Genomic DNA, 16,248 nt, shown 5'->3' on the forward strand with positions numbered 1-16,248 from the left:
GGCTCCGGCAGGGTGGCGAAGTTATTCACAGGGCCACCCTTATCCACAGTTTTTCGGTGGGGCCCCCATGATTTCCGCGGTGACCCCACGGTGATTCCTGTCGCGCGTTCGCGGACGGCAGGAATCACGAGAGGAGCATGTGCCATGGGGGCATCCAGGACTTCCGGCGTCGGGACCACGGGGACCGAGGGCGCGAGGTGGGACTCTCCACCGGGCCCGGCGCCCGGCGGGGCGTCCTCGGTGAGGAGGCACGGCACGGCGGAGGGAAGCCCGGGAGCCCGGCACACGGGAGCGCGCGGGGAGCCCAGGGCCGACGAGACGCACCGGGCCGGGCCGCTGATCGTCACCGAGGATCTCGAACTGCTCGACGACCTTCTCCGGCTGTGCGCGGCGGCCGGGGTCGATCCCGAGGTACACCACCGGGTGCCCGAACGACGGGCGGACTGGACGGACCCGCCCCTCGTCCTGATCGGCGACGACTCCGCGGCCCGGTGCCGGGGAGCCGTGCGACGGCCCGGGGTCGTCCTCGTCGGCCGTGAACAGGACGATCCGGAGATGTGGCGGCTGGCCGTCGAGATCGGCGCGGAGTGCGTGCTGCGGCTTCCGGACGCCGAGAGCCTTCTCGTCGACCGCATCGCCGACGCCGCCGAGGGTGCGGGCCGGCAGGCGCTGACGGTCGGCGTCGCCGGCGGCCGGGGAGGAGCGGGCGCCTCCACCCTGGCCTGCGCCCTCGCTCTCGCCGCCGCTCGGACCGGGCAGCGCACCCTGCTCGTCGACGGCGACCCGCTGGGCGGCGGTCTCGACGTGCTGCTCGGCGGCGAACGCGAGGAGGGCAGGCGCTGGCCCGACTTCGCGGCGTCGAAGGGCCGGCTGGCGGGAGGCGCCCTGGAGGAGTCCCTGCCGTCGGTACGGGGGGTCCGGATGCTCAGCTGGGGAAGGGAGCCCGCAGCACCGGTGCCGCCCGCGGCCGTACGGTCCGTGCTCGCCGCCGCACGACGCCGTGGCGGGGTCGTCGTGGTTGACCTGCCGCGCGGGGGCGGCGAGCCGACCGCCGAGGCCCTCGCCCAGCTCGACCTCGGACTGCTCGTGGTCCCCGGGGAGCTGAGGGCCGTCGCGGCGGCCCACCGGACGGCCTCCGCCCTCGGCGTGACCGTGCGCGACCTGCGGGTCGTGGCGCGCGGTCCGTACGCGGCGGGACTCGACGAACGGTGGATCGCCGACGCGCTGCGGCTGCCCCTCGCCGGCGAGCTTCCCTACGACCCGGGGGCCGTGGCGGACCAGGACGCGGGGGTGCCCCCGGGCGCCGAGCCCCGGGGACCGCTCGGCCGGTTCTGCGCCGCCTTCTGGGAGCGCGTGCTCACGCCCGGCGGTGCGGCGTGACCGGGGCCTGGGGCGAGGGCGGTGGCGCGGGGCTCCTCGACGCCGTGCGGCAGCGGCTCGCGGCGAGTGGGGCCGAGCCCACTCCGGCCCGGGTCGCGGCGGCGCTGCGGGCCCAGGGCCGGTTGCTCGGTGACGCGGAGGTCCTCGGAGCCGCCGAGGAGCTGCGGTGCGAGCTGATCGGTACCGGACCGCTGGAACCCCTGCTCGCCGACCCGGCGGTCACCGACGTCCTGGTCTCCGCGCCCGACCTGGTGTGGGTGGACCGGGGGACCGGCCTCGAACGGGCCCCGGTGTCCTTCCCCGACGCCGCCGCCGTGCGCAGACTCGCGCAACGGCTCGCGGCCGTCGCCGGACGGAGGCTCGACGACGCCCGGCCCTGGGTGGACGCCCGGCTCCCCGACGGCACCCGCATGCACGCGGTGCTGCCGCCGGTGGCGGTCGGCTCCACCTGCCTGTCGCTCCGGGTGGTGCGCCCGCGCGCCTTCACCCTGGAGGAGCTGGCCGAGGCGGGCACGGTGCCGCCCGGCGGAGCCCCGGTCCTGCGAGCCCTGATCGACTCCCGTGTGTCGTACCTGGTCAGCGGCGGTACGGGAACGGGGAAGACCACGCTCCTCGCCTCCCTCCTTGGTCTGGTCGGGGAGCGGGAGCGGATCGTGCTCGCCGAGGACTCGGCCGAGTTGCGACCGGACCATCCGCACGTGGTCCGTCTTGAGGCGCGGCCCGCCAACCAGGAGGGCGCCGGGCTCGTCACCCTGCGGGACCTGGTCCGGCAGGCGCTGCGGATGAGGCCGGACCGGCTGGTGGTCGGCGAGGTGCGGGGAGGGGAGGCCGTGGACCTCCTCGCGGCCCTCAACACGGGTCACGAGGGAGGGTGCGGAACGCTTCATGCCAACACGGCGGCGGACGTTCCGGCGCGGCTCGAAGCGCTGGGCACGGCAGCCGGACTCGACAGGGCCGCCCTGCACAGCCAGCTGGGCGCCGGGCTCTCGGCCGTGCTTCACCTCGCCCGGGACCGGGACGGCCGGCGGCGGATCGCCGAGATCCACGTCCTGGAGCGCGACCGGGACGGGCTGGTCCGGACGGTTCCCGCGCTGCGCTGGGGCACGTCCGGATTCGAGCGGGAGCGGGGCTGGGCGCGGCTGGACGCGCTGATCGGAAGGGGGGCGCGGTGACGGCGGTACTGGAGCCGGCGCGCTGTGCGGCGGTGCTCTGCGCGGGACTCGCCCTGTGGCGGACGGTCGAGCGGCGGCGCGGGACCGCCCGCGCGCGGACGGTGCTGAGGGGCGGAGTGCCCGAAGGGCGCGGCCGGGTCGCGGCGTGGCGGGCGACGGTCGCACGACGGTGGGTCCTGTCGCGGGAGCGGCGCGCGTGGCTGTGCCTGCCGGCGGCCGGGATCCTCGCCCTGCTCGGCGAGTCGCCGCTGCCACTGGTGGCGGGAGCGCTCGCAGTGCCCCTGGTCGCACGGCGCCTGCGGGCCGCCGGACGGCGGAGGGAGCGCGAGGCACGGGCCGAACGGGTGGTCGCCCTGTGCGGGGCGGTCGTCGGAGAGCTGAGGGCCGGGTGGCAGCCCGCACAGGCGTTGTCCTTCGCGGCCCGGGAGACGGGCGCCCTGGACGGTGACGAGGCGGGGGTGCTCGCGGCGGCGCGATTCGGCGGGGACGTACCGGAGGCGCTGCGGAGAGCGGCCCGGCAGGACGGGGCCGACGGTCTCGCGGGCATGGCGGCCTGCTGGCAGGTGGCCGTGGACGGCGGCGCGGGCCTGGCCGCCGGACTCGACCGTCTGGAGGGGGCCCTGCGGGGCCACCACGAGCAGCGGGAGCGGCTGCGGGCCGAGCTGGCCGGCGCCTGGGCCACGGTGACCGTCCTCGCGCTGCTCCCGGCGGCGGGACTCGCCCTCGGCGCGGCGCTCGGAGCCGAACCGCTGCGCGTACTGCTCCACACCCCGGCGGGACTGGGCTGCCTGGCCCTGGGCGGGTCCCTGGAGGCGGCCGGACTGTGGTGGGCCGCGCGGATCGTGCGAGGAGGGGAACGGGCATGACGGCGAACGGCTTCGGACCGGCGGTGCTCGTGACGGTCGCGGTGTACCTGTGCGGGCGGATCGTCCGGGAGGCCCTGCGCGAGGTGCGGGCACGTCGGACGCGCCGACGGGCGAGAAGCCTCATGGGGACGTCGCCCCCGCGTCAGCGGCGGATCCGGAGAGGACCACCGCCGTGGGTGGGCCTCTGGGCGGTGCCGTTCGCGGTGGCCGGACTCGGCTGGGCTCTCTTCGGCGGGATCGCCGGCCTGGGCGCCGGAGCCCTGCTGGCCTGCGGGGTACGCGGGCGGATTCCTCGACGGCGGGCACCGGAGGCGCCGGACGGCGAAGAGGCGGTACGCCACCTTCCACTGGCGGCGGACCTGTTGGCGGCGTGTGCCGCTTCGGGGGCCGGCCCCGGCGAGGCGGCGGAGGCGGTGGGCCGGTCGCTGGGCGGCCCGCTCGGAGAGCGCCTCGCCCGCACGGCCGCCGAACTGCGCCTGGGGGGCGATCCGGCCGAGGTGTGGGGAAGGTTCGGCGCGATACAGGGCGCCGCGGGGCTCGCCCGCTGCATGGAGCGGGCCGGTTCCTCGGGAGCTCCCTCGGCGGAGGCCGTGGCCCGGTACGCCACCGCGCTGCGGGCTGCTCGCTCCCGTACGGCGGCCGCGAGAGCGCGCAGGGCCCAGGTCCTGATCAGCGCACCCGTGGGGCTCTGCTTCCTGCCGGCCTTCCTGGCGGTGGGGGTGACCCCGGTGGTGATCGGCCTCGCGACGGGGCTGCTGGGCCGATGAGCAGGGGGCGTGCGCGGCGACGGACACCACGTCCGGAAACGGCACCCGGGCACGACAAACACGACAAAAACGATGAACGCGACAAGGTGAAACGGAACGAGGAGAACGACATGGCAACGGTGACGGCGGCGGGGACCGCGGGGACGGTAGTAACGGCGAGCAAGGCGCGGGTCGGCGAGTGGTGGCGGGCGCGGCGGGAAGCGTCGCGTCGTGACACGGGAATGACCACGTCCGAATACGCGGTGGGGACGATCGCCGCGGCCGCGTTCGCCGCGGTGCTCTACAAGATCGTGACCAGCGGGGCGGTCTCGGGGGCCCTGGAATCGGTGATCGGAAGGGCCCTCGATGCGCCGTTCTGACCGGAGCCCGTCCGACCGGGGCTTCGTGACCGTGGAGGCGGCGCTGGTCCTCCCCGTCCTGGCGCTGTTCACGGTGACCCTGCTCTGGGGACTGGCCGCGGCCGCCGCGCAGATCCGGTGCGTGGACGCGGCGCGGGCGGGAGCGCGGATGGCGGCCCGCTCGGAACCGGTGGCCTCCGCCGAGGGAGCCGCGCGGGCCGCCGCGCCCGAGGGCGCCCGGGTGTCGGTGATCCGGACGGGGGAGCTGTGGCGGGTGACCGTGGAGGTGCCGGCCCCGGGCCCCCGGGGCCTCGGACTCACCCTGCGGGCGGACGCGGCGGCGCTCGCGGAGGACACGGAACCGGCGATGCCCGAGGAGGACGAAGGCGTGGATTTCCGGGCTTCGCGGCCCGGTGACCCCGACGGCGGGGGCCGCTCATGACGGCCGGCGAACGGGACGGCGGACGTGTCCGTGTCCGGACTCGGGCCCCCCGCCGTGGCCAGGCCCGTACCGACGCGGGCGACCGGGGCGCGGCGACCGTGTGGGCGGCGTTCGCGGCCTGTGCGCTGTGCGTGGTGTTCGGGGCGGTGCTCGCCTTGGGCCAGGCGACGGCGGCCAGGCACCGGGCGGGCGGGGCAGCCGACATGGCCGCTCTCGCCGCCGCCGACCGGGCCCTCCGGGGCGAGGCAGAGGCGTGCGCCGCCGCTTCCCGGGTGGCCGGCGCCCAGGGTGCCGAGCTGGTGCGGTGCGCGGTGCGGGGTGAGCTGGCCGAGGTGACCGCGCGGGTCGTACGCGGCCCGTACCGGCCGGAGGTCAGATCCCGGGCGGGCCCGTCCGAACCTCTTCCGGCGGCGCTTCCCGCTCCGGTGGAACTCCCTGGTCCGGCGGCGCCTCCCGATCCGGCGGCGCTCCTGGAGCCCCCGGGTTCTACGGGACTTCCGGAAGCCCCTGGCTCCCCGGGACTTCCGGGCCCCCCGGTTCCTCCGTGGGGCCCGGGGCCTCCCGGAGGAACTCCGTGAGGAGGCGGACCGCGCCGCGCTTGTGGAGGGGGTCGTTGCCGTTGCCGCACTTCGGGGACTGGATGCAGGAGGGACAGCCCGCCTCGCACTCGCAGGAGGCGATGGCCTCCCGGGTGGCGGTCAGCCAGGCGCGGGCCGTGTGGAAGGCCCGCTCGGCGAAGCCCGCGCCACCCGGATGCCCGTCGTACACGAAGACGGTGGGCAGCAGGGTGTCGGGGTGGAGCGGTACGGAGACGCCTCCGATGTCCCAGCGGTCGCAGGTGGCGAAGAGCGGCAGCATGCCGATGGAGGCGTGCTCGGCGGCGTGCAGGGCGCCGCCGAGGATCTCCGGCGTGATCCGGGCGGCATCGAGCTGGTCCTCGGTGACCGTCCACCACACGGCCCGGGTGCGCAGGGTGCGGGGCGGCAGGTCGAGCTTGGTCTCGCCCAGCACCTCGCCCGTGATCAGCCGGCGGCGGAGGAAGGAGACGACCTGGTTGGTGACCTCGACGGAGCCGTAGCAGAGGCGGCCGGCCCCCCAGGGGACCTCGGTCTCGGTGTCGAGCACGGCGAGGGAGGTGGTGTCGCGGGCGGTGGTGGAGTACGGCGGGACGGCCTCTTCCACGAGGGCGACGGAGTCCTTGAGGTCGAGTTCCCGCACCAGGTAGGTGCGGCCCTGGTGGAGGTGCACGGCGCCTTCGTGGACGGCGGTGTGGGAGGCCGCCTCGTCGACCGTGCCGAGGAGGCGGCCGGTCCCGGCCTCCACGATCCGGACGGGGCTGCCTCCGCCGCCCCGGATGTCGGTGAGGTCGGCGGCCCGTTCGCGGCGGGTCCAGTACCAGCCGGTGGAGCGGCGGCGCAGCAGGCCCGCCGTCTCCAGCTGGGGCAGCAGGTCGGGGACGGCCGGGCCGAAGAGGGCCAGGTCCGGCTCGGTCAGCGGCAGCTCGGCGGCCGCGGCGCACAGATGGGGGGCGAGGACGTAGGGATTGTCGGGATCCAGGACGGTCGACTCGACCGGCTGATCGAAGATCGCCTCCGGGTGGTGGACCAGGAAGGTGTCCAGCGGGTCGTCCCGGGCGACCATGATCGCGAGGGCACCCTCGCCGGAACGGCCGGCGCGGCCCGCCTGCTGCCACAGGGAGGCCCGGGTGCCCGGGTAGCCGGCGATCAGGACGGCGTCCAGGCCGGAGACGTCCACGCCCAGCTCCAGGGCGGTCGTGGCGGCCAGGCCGAGGAGTTCCCCGGAGTGCAGGGCCCGCTCCAGGGCGCGGCGCTCCTCGGGCAGGTAACCGCCGCGGTAGGCGGCGACGCGGCGGGAGAGGGCACGGTCGGTCTCGGCCAGCCGTTCCTGGGCGATCACCGAGATCAGTTCGGCGCCGCGCCGGGACCGGACGAAGGCGACCGAGCGGACGCCCTGCCGGGTCAGGTCGGTCAGCAGGTCCGCGGTCTCGGCGGTGGCGGTGCGGCGCACGGGCGCGCCGCGTTCGCCGCGCAGCTCGGTCAGCGGCGGCTCCCACAGGGCGAAGACCAGTTCGCCGCGGGGCGAGGCGTCGTCGGAGACCTCGGTGACCGGGAGGCCGGTGAGGCGGCCGGCGGCCCGGGCGGGGTCGGCGGAGGTGGCCGAGGCGAGGAGGAAGACCGGCTCGGAGCCGTACCGGGCGCAGATCCGGCGCAGGCGCCGCAGTACCTGGGCGACGTGGGAGCCGAAGACGCCCCGGTAGGTGTGGCACTCGTCGATCACGACGTAGCGCAGGGCGCGCAGGAAGGAGGACCACCGGGGGTGGGAGGGGAGGACGCTCCGGTGCAGCATGTCGGGGTTGGTCAGCACGTAGTTCGCGTACTGCCGGATCCACTCGCGTTCCTCCACCGGCGTGTCGCCGTCGTGGACGGCGGGGCGGATCCGGTTGCCGAGCGGGGTGGACAGCTCCCGCACGGCGCGTCGCTGGTCGGCGGCGAGTGCCTTGGTGGGCGCGAGGTACAGGGCGGTCGCCCCTCGGCCGTTGGGGGCCTCGGAGCCGTCCAGGAGGGTCGTGAGGACCGGGGCGAGGTAGGCGAGCGACTTGCCCGAGGCGGTGCCGGTGGCGATCACCACGGATTCGCCGTCGAGGGCGTGCTCGGCGGCCTCCGCCTGATGGGCCCAGGGGTGCTCGATCCCGGCCGCCTGGATCGCGGCGATCACCTCCGGACGGATGCGGTCCGGCCAGACCGCATGACGGCCCGCCCGGGCGGGCATGTGCTCCGTATGAGTGATGCGCGCGGCCCGGCTCTCACCCGAGGAGAGCCGGTCGAGGACCAGGCCGGGAGAAGGGCGGCCGCCTTTGTCCTCGGCGGGACGAGTGGGTCGGTGATTCCTGGGCATTGGCATCGAGTGTGTCACTGCCATGACGGACAATGCTCCCAAGGCGTCGTGCATGGCTGCTGGTAAGTGATTGAATGCCATCGCGGCTGGCGATCCGTTCCTCGGCTCCGTCCGGGAGACCCGAGAGAATGATCGCCCGATAGCAAGGTGCTGGAGGATCCGTGGACCTGTCCCTGTCGACTCGCAATGTGACCGGTGCTGGCGGTGACCGTACGGTCGTCGAGGTCGGTGGCGAGATTGATGTGTATACCGCGCCCAAGCTGCGCGAGCAGTTGGTCGAGTTGGTGAACGACGGCAGTTACCACCTGGTCGTCGACATGGAGGGCGTGGACTTCCTCGACTCCGCCGGCCTCGGCGTGCTCGTCGGCGGCCTGAAGCGCGTTCGCGCCCATGAGGGCTCGCTGCGTCTGGTCTGCAACCAGGAGCGCATTCTGAAGATTTTCCGGATCACGGGTCTCACCAAGGTGTTCCCGATCCACACCTCGGTCGACGAGGCCGTCAACGCCGTCGACTGAGCCCAGGGGGTTCGCATGGCCACCGTTGAACTCCGTTTCAGCGCTCAGCCCGAGCACGTCCGGACGGCCCGCCTGGTGGCGGCCGCGGTGGCGCGCCGGGCGGGGGTGGACGAGGCGGCCCTCGACGAGGTGCGCCTCGCCGTGGGCGAGGCGTGTTCCCGTGCCGTCGGACTGCATCGCAGCAACGGCGTCACGACCCCCGTCCGGGTCGTTCTGACCGAGGAGGAGAAGACGTTCTCCATCGAGGTCGGCGACGAGGTGCCGGGCGCGGGGGTGGCGGCGGCCGACGCCGTCGGGGTTCCCGGCGCGCGGTCCGCGGCGCCGGTCGAGGAATTCGACGACGCCGACGGTGAGGACGAGATGGGCCTCGCGGTGATCCGCGGGCTCGTCGACGACGTCGAGGTGAGCGCCGGCGCGGACGGCGGCACCATTCGGATGACCTGGCCGGTGAGCCCGGTGAGCGTCCTGTCCTGACCGGGATCGCCACGCGGTTCCGGGAGCGACGGCAGCAGAGACGGAGGGGCCCCGCCGAGCGGGGCCCCTTCCGTTCGTCCCGGGGCCCGGCGCACGTTCCCTTCCGGGGGCGGCGAGTCCGCTGTCGTGTCCCTCCCCAAGCGGCTTCCCGTGAAGGTCCCCTGACGTGGCGTCCGTCTCACTCCGCAGGACCTCGAGGAGCCTGTGAGGGGTCTCTCCCTTGGTTCAAAAGGCTTCAATACGGCGGTAACCAGTCGTACGAAAGGTGGAAGTAGCCCGTTCGGCGTGTATGTTCCGGGGCCGAGAGCCTTGGAAGGGACCGATCCGGTGAACAAGAAGCTTGCGGCCGCACTGTCCGGCGGCGCGGTACTGATGCTCGCGCTGTCGGGTTGCGGCGATGACGAGGGCAACAAGGTCGACGACTGGGCGAAGTCGTTCTGCGACCAGGCGAAGCCCCAGATCCAGAAGCGGGCCGACGCCCACCAGATCATCATCTCGACGGCGGCCGACAGCAAGCCGGCCGACATCCAGGCCGCCGACTCGAAGGCGTTCCAGGACATCGCCGACGCCGACCGGGCCCTCGCCAAGGCCGTCGAGAGCTCCGGCGCCCCGCCCGTCGAGAACGGCGAGAAGGTCAAGCAGGACGCCATGAAGGAGCTCAACGACACCGCCGTGGCGTACGAGGGGCTGAAGAAGCAGGTCGACGCGCTCGACCCGACGAACCAGCAGAAGTTCGCGGACGGCCTCCAGGGCGTCGCCAACGGCCTGACGAAGATCGAGAAGATGGACCAGAACGCCCTGTCCAAGCTGGAGGGGGGCGACCTGGGCAAGGCGATGGCCAAGCAGCCGGGCTGTCAGAAGCCCACGGCCTCCACCCCGCCGAAGACCTCCGGTTCCGCCGCCCCGGGAGCCGACGCCACCGCGGACGCCGGGGCTTCCCGGCCCGCCGAGGGGGAGTCCGCGAAGCCGGACGGGGAGAGCACGGCCGCCAAGACCGAGTAGGGGACCGCCGGGCGACGGCCCTCGCCCCCCGGGCCCGACCCTCCCGGCCCCGGGCCCGACCCTCCCGGCCCCGGCACTGACCCTCCCGCTCCCGGCCCCCGGTTCCGTGGGCCCGACGGCGGTGCGAGGGCTGCCCGGTCTCCGCCGTCGGGCCCGGTCGCCGGGCCCGGTGACGATCCGTTCCCGCCGCCGGGTCGCCCGCCCGGATGTCGGTGGCGGCCGTCACAATGGAGCGGTGAGTACGACCAGCCTGTCTTCCCGCCTCCCGGTGCCCACGCACGCCGCCCTTCTGCGCGAGGCCCTGCTCGCCTCCGCCTTCACGGCGGACGGCCTGCTCGACCTGCTCGGCGCCCCCGCCTACGCGGCACTCGCCCGCAGCGAGACCGTGCCGGCCCTGCGCGCCACCCGCGGCGACTCCCCGCTGGAGACCCTCGTCCGGCTCTTCCTGCTCCAGGAACCCGTCGAGCGGGTCCGGGCGGCCGCCGCGCTCCCGCTGGACGAGGCCGTCGCCGACGGCTGGGTGGTCCGTGAGGACGACACCGTGCACGCCACCGTCGACATCCGGCCGTACGGCGGACCCGGCGGCGAGGACTGGTTCATCGTCTCCGACCTGGGCTGCGCCGTGGGCGGTGCCGGGGGTATCGGGAAGAAGGACGAGGGCGTCGTCCTCGGCGTCGGCGGCGCCTCCACCACCCTCGCCGGCATCACCGTCCGTACGCCCGTCTCCTCCGCGCTCGACCTCGGCACCGGCTCGGGCATCCAGGCACTGCACGCCGCCCAGCACGCCACCCGGGTCACCGCCACCGATCTCAACCCGCGCGCCCTGGATTTCACCCGGCTCACCCTCGCGCTCTCCGGGGCCCAGGAGGCCGAGCTGGTCGCGGGCTCCCTCTTCGAGCCGGTCGAGGGCGAGACGTACGACCTGATCGTCTCCAACCCGCCGTTCGTGATCTCTCCCGGCGCCCGGCTCACCTACCGGGACGGCGGGATGGGCGGCGACGACCTGTGCCGGACGCTCGTGCAGGAGACGGGGGAGCGGCTCAACGACGGCGGGTACGCCCAGTTCCTCGCCAACTGGCAGCACGTGGACGGCGAGGAGTGGCAGGACCGGCTGCGTTCCTGGGTGCCGCGCGGCTGCGACGCCTGGATCGTGCAGCGCGAGGTCCAGGACGTCACCCAGTACGCCGAGCTGTGGCTGCGGGACAGCGGCGACCACCGGGGCGATCCGGCGGCGTACCGGGCCGCGTACGACCGCTGGCTCGACGAGTTCGAGGCCCGGGGGACGCGCGCGGTCGGGTTCGGCTGGATCACGATCCGGCGGAACGGAGCCGTGGCCTCCGGCGAGATCGAGCCCTCGATCGTCATCGAGGAGTGGCCGCACCCGGTCGAGCAGCCCCTCGGCCCCACCGTCCGCGCCCACTTCGAGCGCCAGGACTACCTGCGGACCCACGACGACGCCGCTCTCCTCGCGGGCCGGTTCACGCTCGCGCCCGAGGTGGTCCAGGAGCAGGTCGGGCTGCCGGGCGCGGAGGACCCGGAGCACGTCGTGCTCCGGCAGAACCGGGGCATGCGCCGGGCGACCCGGGTGGACCACGTGGGCGCCGGATTCGCCGGGGTCTGCGACGGGACCCTCAGCGCGGGCCGCATCCTCGACGCCATCGGGCAGTTGACGGGTGAGGACCCGGTCCTGCTGCGGGACCGCACCCCGCAGGCGATCCGGCTCCTCGTGGAGGAGGGCTTCCTGCTGCCCGTCGGTGAAGGAGACGGGGACGGGGAGGGGGACGAGAGGGTCTGACCCCGGCCGGGCCCGACGAGGAGGCCGGCGTTCGACGGGGGAGGCCCGCGTTCGACACGGACGGGGCCTGGCGTTGTCCGCCGGCCCGGGGCGGGGTCCGGGCAGACGCGTTCCGTTTTCCCCGGGGCGTCCGGTTCGTGGCCGTCGCCGGGGCGGCTTCCCGCCGTGCGTCGTCCGACGGGCCCGGCCCGCCGACAGGGGCAGGAATGCCGCTGGTCGGACCGCTCCTCCCGGTTTCCCTCCGCGTCCGTCCGGGCAGGAAGGAGGGAGCTGCCGACAGGCACCGTGATCCCGCCCGGAACGGCGCTTTCCGCGGCTTCCGCCTCCTGCGGGTACGGCACGCCACGGCACCCGGCGTCGCCGGACGCCGACGCGGCACCCCGGCTCGTACCGCCGCCGTTCCGCCACCGAGCGCCGCCCTGGAACGGACGGGCCCTCCTGTACGCCCCGGCCCCCGTCTCCGTTCCCGCCCCACGGGTCGCTCCCGCCCTCGGCGGAACGCTCCACGGTGTCCTTCGTGCTCGCCGCCCCACCACCGCCTCATCTGTCCCCGAACCCCGCCGTGTGGCACAGGAGGCGCCCGCCGGGTTCGCGACGGGAGCCGCGAAGGGCGAGAAGGCGCCACGAGCGCGACGGTCACGGCGGAGGCGTGACATGAGCGACAGAGGGCGGCGGGAGCGGTGGCGGCCGGGCCGGGCGAAGGGGGCGGAGGCGGTCGCGCCGGGCGAAGGAGTCGGGGCGGGCGGGCCGGGCGAAGGGAAAGGGGCGTGGAGCACCGGGCGTGGGGCACAGGGCGGGGAGAAGGCCGCTACCGGCCATCTTCGGGAGGCTCCCGGGGAAGGGTCCGCGCCGTTCATCCGGAATTCGCGCCCACGACTTCCGGGGGTGTCAGCCTCGCCCCGGTGAGGCGGACACACCGCACGCGAACGGAACGGGGTACGGGGATGGAGAGCGGGCCGGCGATCTTCGCGGGGACGGCGTTCACGCTGTTCGGAGGCGCGCTGCTGCTGTGGACCACCGTGCGGTCCCTCCACCGCGAACCCGTCGCGCACGGGGTCGCCCCGCGTGCCGCGGTCGTGCTGACGAGCCTCTTCGGCGCCCTCTCCCTCGTCCTCGGCGTCTGGTGCTTCGGCCGCCTCTGACCTTTCCGCCCGGCCCCGACGGCCACGCCTCCGGAACCCTTCGGTTCCCCCGTCGCGCCCTCCCGGGTTTCGTTTCCACGCCGTCCCGGGCCCCCGTCCCCGGGCCCGTCCCGCACGTGTCCGGGCCCCCTCCGGCCGGGGGGCGCGCGGCTCCCGCCCCGCCGGACCGGGAGTCCGGGCGGCAGGAATGCCAGGACTCGGGTTACCGTTCGAGTGGCCGTTGCGGGCTTTCGCCGTTTGACACGGGGGCGGGTTGTACCGTCACACTCCGCAGCGACGGGAGCGACACCGTCCGTGCCGCTGCCGTGCGTGTCGGCGCCGTACGTGCCCGATACGCGTCCCGTACGTGCGCCCCGTACGTGTCCAGAGAGTGCCGAACCGGAGAGAAGAGCGAAGTTGTCCCCGACCAGCGAGACCGCACACGGCGGCCGCCGACTCGTCATCGTCGAGTCGCCTGCCAAGGCGAAGACGATCAAGGGCTACCTCGGCCCCGGCTACGTCGTCGAGGCGAGCGTCGGGCACATCCGCGACCTCCCCAGCGGCGCCGCCGAGGTGCCCGAGAAGTACACCGGCGAGGTGCGCCGCCTCGGAGTCGACGTCGAGCACGACTTCCAGCCCATCTACGTCGTCAACGCCGACAAGAAGGCGCAGGTCAGGAAGCTCAAGGAGCTGCTCGCCGACTCCGACGAGCTCTACCTCGCCACCGATGAGGACCGCGAGGGCGAGGCCATCGCGTGGCATCTCCGGGAAGTCCTGAAGCCCAAGGTCCCGGTCCACCGGATGGTCTTCCACGAGATCACCAAGGACGCCATCCGCGAGGCCGTCGCCAACCCGCGCGAGCTCAACCAGCGCATGGTCGACGCCCAGGAGACCCGTCGCATCCTCGACCGCCTGTACGGCTACGAGGTCTCGCCGGTGCTGTGGAAGAAGGTCATGCCCCGGCTCTCCGCCGGCCGCGTGCAGTCCGTCGCCACCCGGCTCGTCGTCGAGCGCGAGCGCGAGCGCATCGCCTTCCGCTCCGCCGAGTACTGGGACCTCACCGGCACCTTCGGCACGGGCCGCGCCGGTGACGCCTCCGACCCGTCCTCGCTGGTCGCGCGCCTCGCGACGGTCGACGGCAGGCGCGTCGCGCAGGGCCGTGACTTCGGCTCCGACGGGCAGCTCAAGAGCGCGAACGTGCTCCACCTGGACGAGCGGAACGCGCGGGAGCTCGCCGCCGCGCTCGCCGACACCGCCTTCTCCGTGCGCTCGGTCGAGTCGAAGCCGTACCGCCGCTCCCCGTACGCGCCCTTCCGCACCACCACCCTCCAGCAGGAGGCGAGCCGCAAGCTGGGCTTCGGTGCGAAGGCGACCATGCAGGTGGCGCAGAAGCTGTACGAGAACGGCTTCATCACCTACATGCGTACGGACTCCACGATCCTCTCCGACACCGCCGTCTCGGCGGCCCGGGCGCAGGTCACGCAGTTGTACGGCGCCGACTACCTGCCGGACAAGCCGCGCGTCTACGCGGGCAAGGTCAAGAACGCGCAGGAGGCGCACGAGGCGATCCGGCCTTCGGGCGACCGCTTCCGCACCCCGGCGGAGACCGGCCTGACCGGCGACCAGTTCAAGCTGTACGAGCTGATCTGGAAGCGGACCGTCGCCTCCCAGATGAAGGACGCGACCGGGAACTCGGTCACCGTGAAGATCGGCGGCCGGACGTCCGACGGCCGTGACGCCGAGTTCAGCGCGTCCGGCAAGACGATCACCTTCCACGGCTTCATGAAGGCGTACGTGGAGGGGGCCGACGACCCGAACGCGGAGCTGGACGACCGCGAGCGGCGCCTGCCGCAGGTCGCCGAGGGCGACGCGCTGACCGCCGAGGAGATCACGGCGGACGGCCACGCGACCAAGCCGCCGGCCCGCTACACCGAAGCCTCGCTGGTCAAGGAGCTGGAAGAGCGCGAGATCGGCCGCCCGTCGACGTACGCCTCGATCATCGGCACCATCCTCGACCGCGGCTACGTCTTCAAGAAGGGCACGGCACTCGTCCCGTCCTTCCTGAGCTTCGCCGTCGTCAACCTCCTGGAGAAGCACTTCGGGCGGCTCGTCGACTACGACTTCACCGCCCGCATGGAGGACGACCTCGACCGCATCGCGCGCGGCGAGGCCCGGTCCGTGCCGTGGCTGCGGCGCTTCTACTTCGGCGAGGGCGAGGCCACCCACACGGGCGGCGCGGCGGACGCCGGGAACGGCGACGGCGACCACCTGGGCGGCCTCAAGGAACTCGTCACCGACCTCGGCGCCATCGACGCGCGGGAGATCTCCTCCTTCCCCGTCGGCAACGGCATCGTGCTCCGCGTCGGCCGCTACGGGCCGTACATCGAGCGCGGCGAGAAGGACGCCGAGGGCCACCAGCGCGCCGACGTCCCCGAGGACCTCGCGCCCGACGAGCTGACCGTCGAGCTGGCGGAGGAACTGCTCGCCAGGCCGAGCGGCGACTTCGAACTGGGCACCGACCCGGTCAGCGGCCACCAGATCGTCGCCAAGGACGGCCGCTACGGCCCGTACGTCACCGAGATCCTGCCCGAGGGCACCCCGAAGACCGGCAAGAACGCGGTGAAGCCGCGCACGGCCTCCCTCTTCAAGTCGATGTCCCTCGACACGGTGACCCTGGAGGACGCGCTCCGGCTGATGTCCCTGCCCCGGGTCGTCGGCACGGACGCCGAGGGCGTCGAGATCACCGCGCAGAACGGCCGCTACGGCCCGTACCTGAAGAAGGGCACGGACTCGCGGTCGCTCACCGACGAGGAGCAGCTCTTCACGATCACGCTGGAAGAGGCCCTGGCGATCTACGCCCAGCCGAAGCAGCGGGGCCGGGCCGCGGCCAAGCCGCCGCTGAAGGAGCTGGGCACCGACCCGGTCAGCGAGAAGCCGGTGGTCGTCAAGGACGGACGGTTCGGCCCGTACGTGACGGACGGCGAGACGAACGCGACGCTGCGGACCGACGACAGCGTGGAGACGATCACGCCCGAGCGCGGCTACGAGCTGCTCGCCGAGAAGCGGGCCAAGGGACCGGCGAAGAAGACCGCCAAGAAGGCCCCGGCGAAGAAGGCCACCACCGCCAAGAAGACGGCGGCGAAGAAGACCGCCGCGAAGAAGACGACGACGGCCAAGACGGCGACGGCGAAGAAGACCGCCGCGAAGAAGACGTCGGCGTCGGCGGCGACGAAGGCCGAGTAGGCGGGAAGGCCCGGAAGGCCGGGCGGGCCGGGGAGGCCCGCGAGGGCCGAGGGGCACGGTGAAGGGGCGGGGGCGGACGGCCTCCGCCCCTTCACCGTGTCAGCCCCCTCCCCTCGTACCCGCCGGACCCGGCCCCCCGCCGGGCCCGCCGCGTCACCGTTCCTCCTCGTCCCTCCTCCCGTCACGGCCTCGTCCGGATGTTCGGGCGCAGGCCGCG

Annotated in this window: 14 protein-coding genes; 13 read left to right on the top strand and 1 reads right to left on the bottom strand. The window is 74.2% G+C overall.

Annotated elements, in window-relative coordinates; genetic code table 11:
• The first annotated feature begins 144 nt into the window (after positions 1–144).
• The 7 genes from ssd (at position 145) to ACZ6AQ_RS17790 (ending at position 5,543) form a co-directional block, all read left to right on the top strand.
• Positions 145–1,380 carry a septum site-determining protein Ssd gene (ssd, locus tag ACZ6AQ_RS17760; RefSeq protein WP_468760603.1) on the top strand — a complete coding sequence of 412 codons (1,236 nt, stop codon included), beginning with the start codon at positions 145–147 and terminating at the stop codon, positions 1,378–1,380.
• Positions 1,377–2,552 (top strand): TadA family conjugal transfer-associated ATPase, encoded by a 1,176-nt coding sequence (locus ACZ6AQ_RS17765; RefSeq protein ID WP_468760604.1) that lies wholly within the window; start codon positions 1,377–1,379, stop codon positions 2,550–2,552. Before ssd ends, ACZ6AQ_RS17765 begins: the two co-directional genes overlap by 4 nt.
• Positions 2,549–3,418 (top strand): type II secretion system F family protein, encoded by an 870-nt coding sequence (locus ACZ6AQ_RS17770; RefSeq protein WP_468760605.1) that lies wholly within the window; start codon positions 2,549–2,551, stop codon positions 3,416–3,418. The genes ACZ6AQ_RS17765 and ACZ6AQ_RS17770 overlap by 4 nt, the downstream gene beginning before the upstream one ends.
• Positions 3,415–4,185 carry a type II secretion system F family protein gene (locus ACZ6AQ_RS17775; protein WP_468760606.1) on the top strand — a complete coding sequence of 257 codons (771 nt, stop codon included), beginning with the start codon at positions 3,415–3,417 and terminating at the stop codon, positions 4,183–4,185. Before ACZ6AQ_RS17770 ends, ACZ6AQ_RS17775 begins: the two co-directional genes overlap by 4 nt.
• Before the next feature lie 110 nt (positions 4,186–4,295).
• Positions 4,296–4,544: a DUF4244 domain-containing protein gene (locus ACZ6AQ_RS17780; RefSeq protein WP_468760607.1), complete on the top strand. Its 249-nt coding sequence runs from the start codon at positions 4,296–4,298 to the stop codon at positions 4,542–4,544.
• On the top strand, positions 4,531–4,965 hold the full coding sequence (locus tag ACZ6AQ_RS17785; RefSeq protein WP_468760608.1) for a TadE family type IV pilus minor pilin: 435 nt from the start codon (positions 4,531–4,533) through the stop codon (positions 4,963–4,965). Before ACZ6AQ_RS17780 ends, ACZ6AQ_RS17785 begins: the two co-directional genes overlap by 14 nt.
• On the top strand, positions 4,962–5,543 hold the full coding sequence (locus ACZ6AQ_RS17790; protein WP_468760609.1) for an Rv3654c family TadE-like protein: 582 nt from the start codon (positions 4,962–4,964) through the stop codon (positions 5,541–5,543). The genes ACZ6AQ_RS17785 and ACZ6AQ_RS17790 overlap by 4 nt, the downstream gene beginning before the upstream one ends.
• On the opposite strand, the gene ACZ6AQ_RS17795 is transcribed toward ACZ6AQ_RS17790, so the two are convergent.
• Positions 5,452–7,962, bottom strand: coding sequence for a DEAD/DEAH box helicase (locus tag ACZ6AQ_RS17795; RefSeq protein WP_468760610.1), 2,511 nt, complete (start codon positions 7,960–7,962; stop codon positions 5,452–5,454). The genes ACZ6AQ_RS17790 and ACZ6AQ_RS17795 overlap by 92 nt on opposite strands.
• An 80-nt stretch (positions 7,963–8,042) precedes the next feature.
• Here ACZ6AQ_RS17795 and ACZ6AQ_RS17800 point away from each other — a divergent pair, with 80 nt between their 5' ends.
• The 6 genes from ACZ6AQ_RS17800 (at position 8,043) to topA (ending at position 16,031) form a co-directional block, all read left to right on the top strand.
• Positions 8,043–8,396 (top strand): STAS domain-containing protein, encoded by a 354-nt coding sequence (locus ACZ6AQ_RS17800; RefSeq protein ID WP_468760611.1) that lies wholly within the window; start codon positions 8,043–8,045, stop codon positions 8,394–8,396.
• Between the two features lie 15 nt (positions 8,397–8,411).
• The gene (locus tag ACZ6AQ_RS17805; protein WP_468760612.1) at positions 8,412–8,870 is read left to right on the top strand and encodes an ATP-binding protein; all 459 of its coding nucleotides are present in this window, start codon (positions 8,412–8,414) and stop codon (positions 8,868–8,870) included.
• Between the two features lie 327 nt (positions 8,871–9,197).
• Complete coding sequence (locus tag ACZ6AQ_RS17810; protein ID WP_388691036.1) at positions 9,198–9,872, top strand: small secreted protein; 675 nt, start codon at positions 9,198–9,200, stop codon at positions 9,870–9,872.
• Positions 9,873–10,107: 235 nt separating this feature from the next.
• Positions 10,108–11,667, top strand: a complete 1,560-nt coding sequence (locus ACZ6AQ_RS17815; protein ID WP_468760613.1) for a DUF7059 domain-containing protein — start codon at positions 10,108–10,110, stop codon at positions 11,665–11,667.
• A 944-nt stretch (positions 11,668–12,611) separates the two neighbouring features.
• Complete coding sequence (locus tag ACZ6AQ_RS17820) at positions 12,612–12,809, top strand: hypothetical protein (protein WP_388691031.1); 198 nt, start codon at positions 12,612–12,614, stop codon at positions 12,807–12,809.
• A gap of 396 nt (positions 12,810–13,205) precedes the next feature.
• Positions 13,206–16,031: a type I DNA topoisomerase gene (topA, locus tag ACZ6AQ_RS17825; protein ID WP_468760614.1), complete on the top strand. Its 2,826-nt coding sequence runs from the start codon at positions 13,206–13,208 to the stop codon at positions 16,029–16,031.
• Positions 16,032–16,248: the final 217 nt, after the last annotated feature.

It is taken from the genome of Streptomyces sp. NPDC041191, assembly GCF_055591945.1.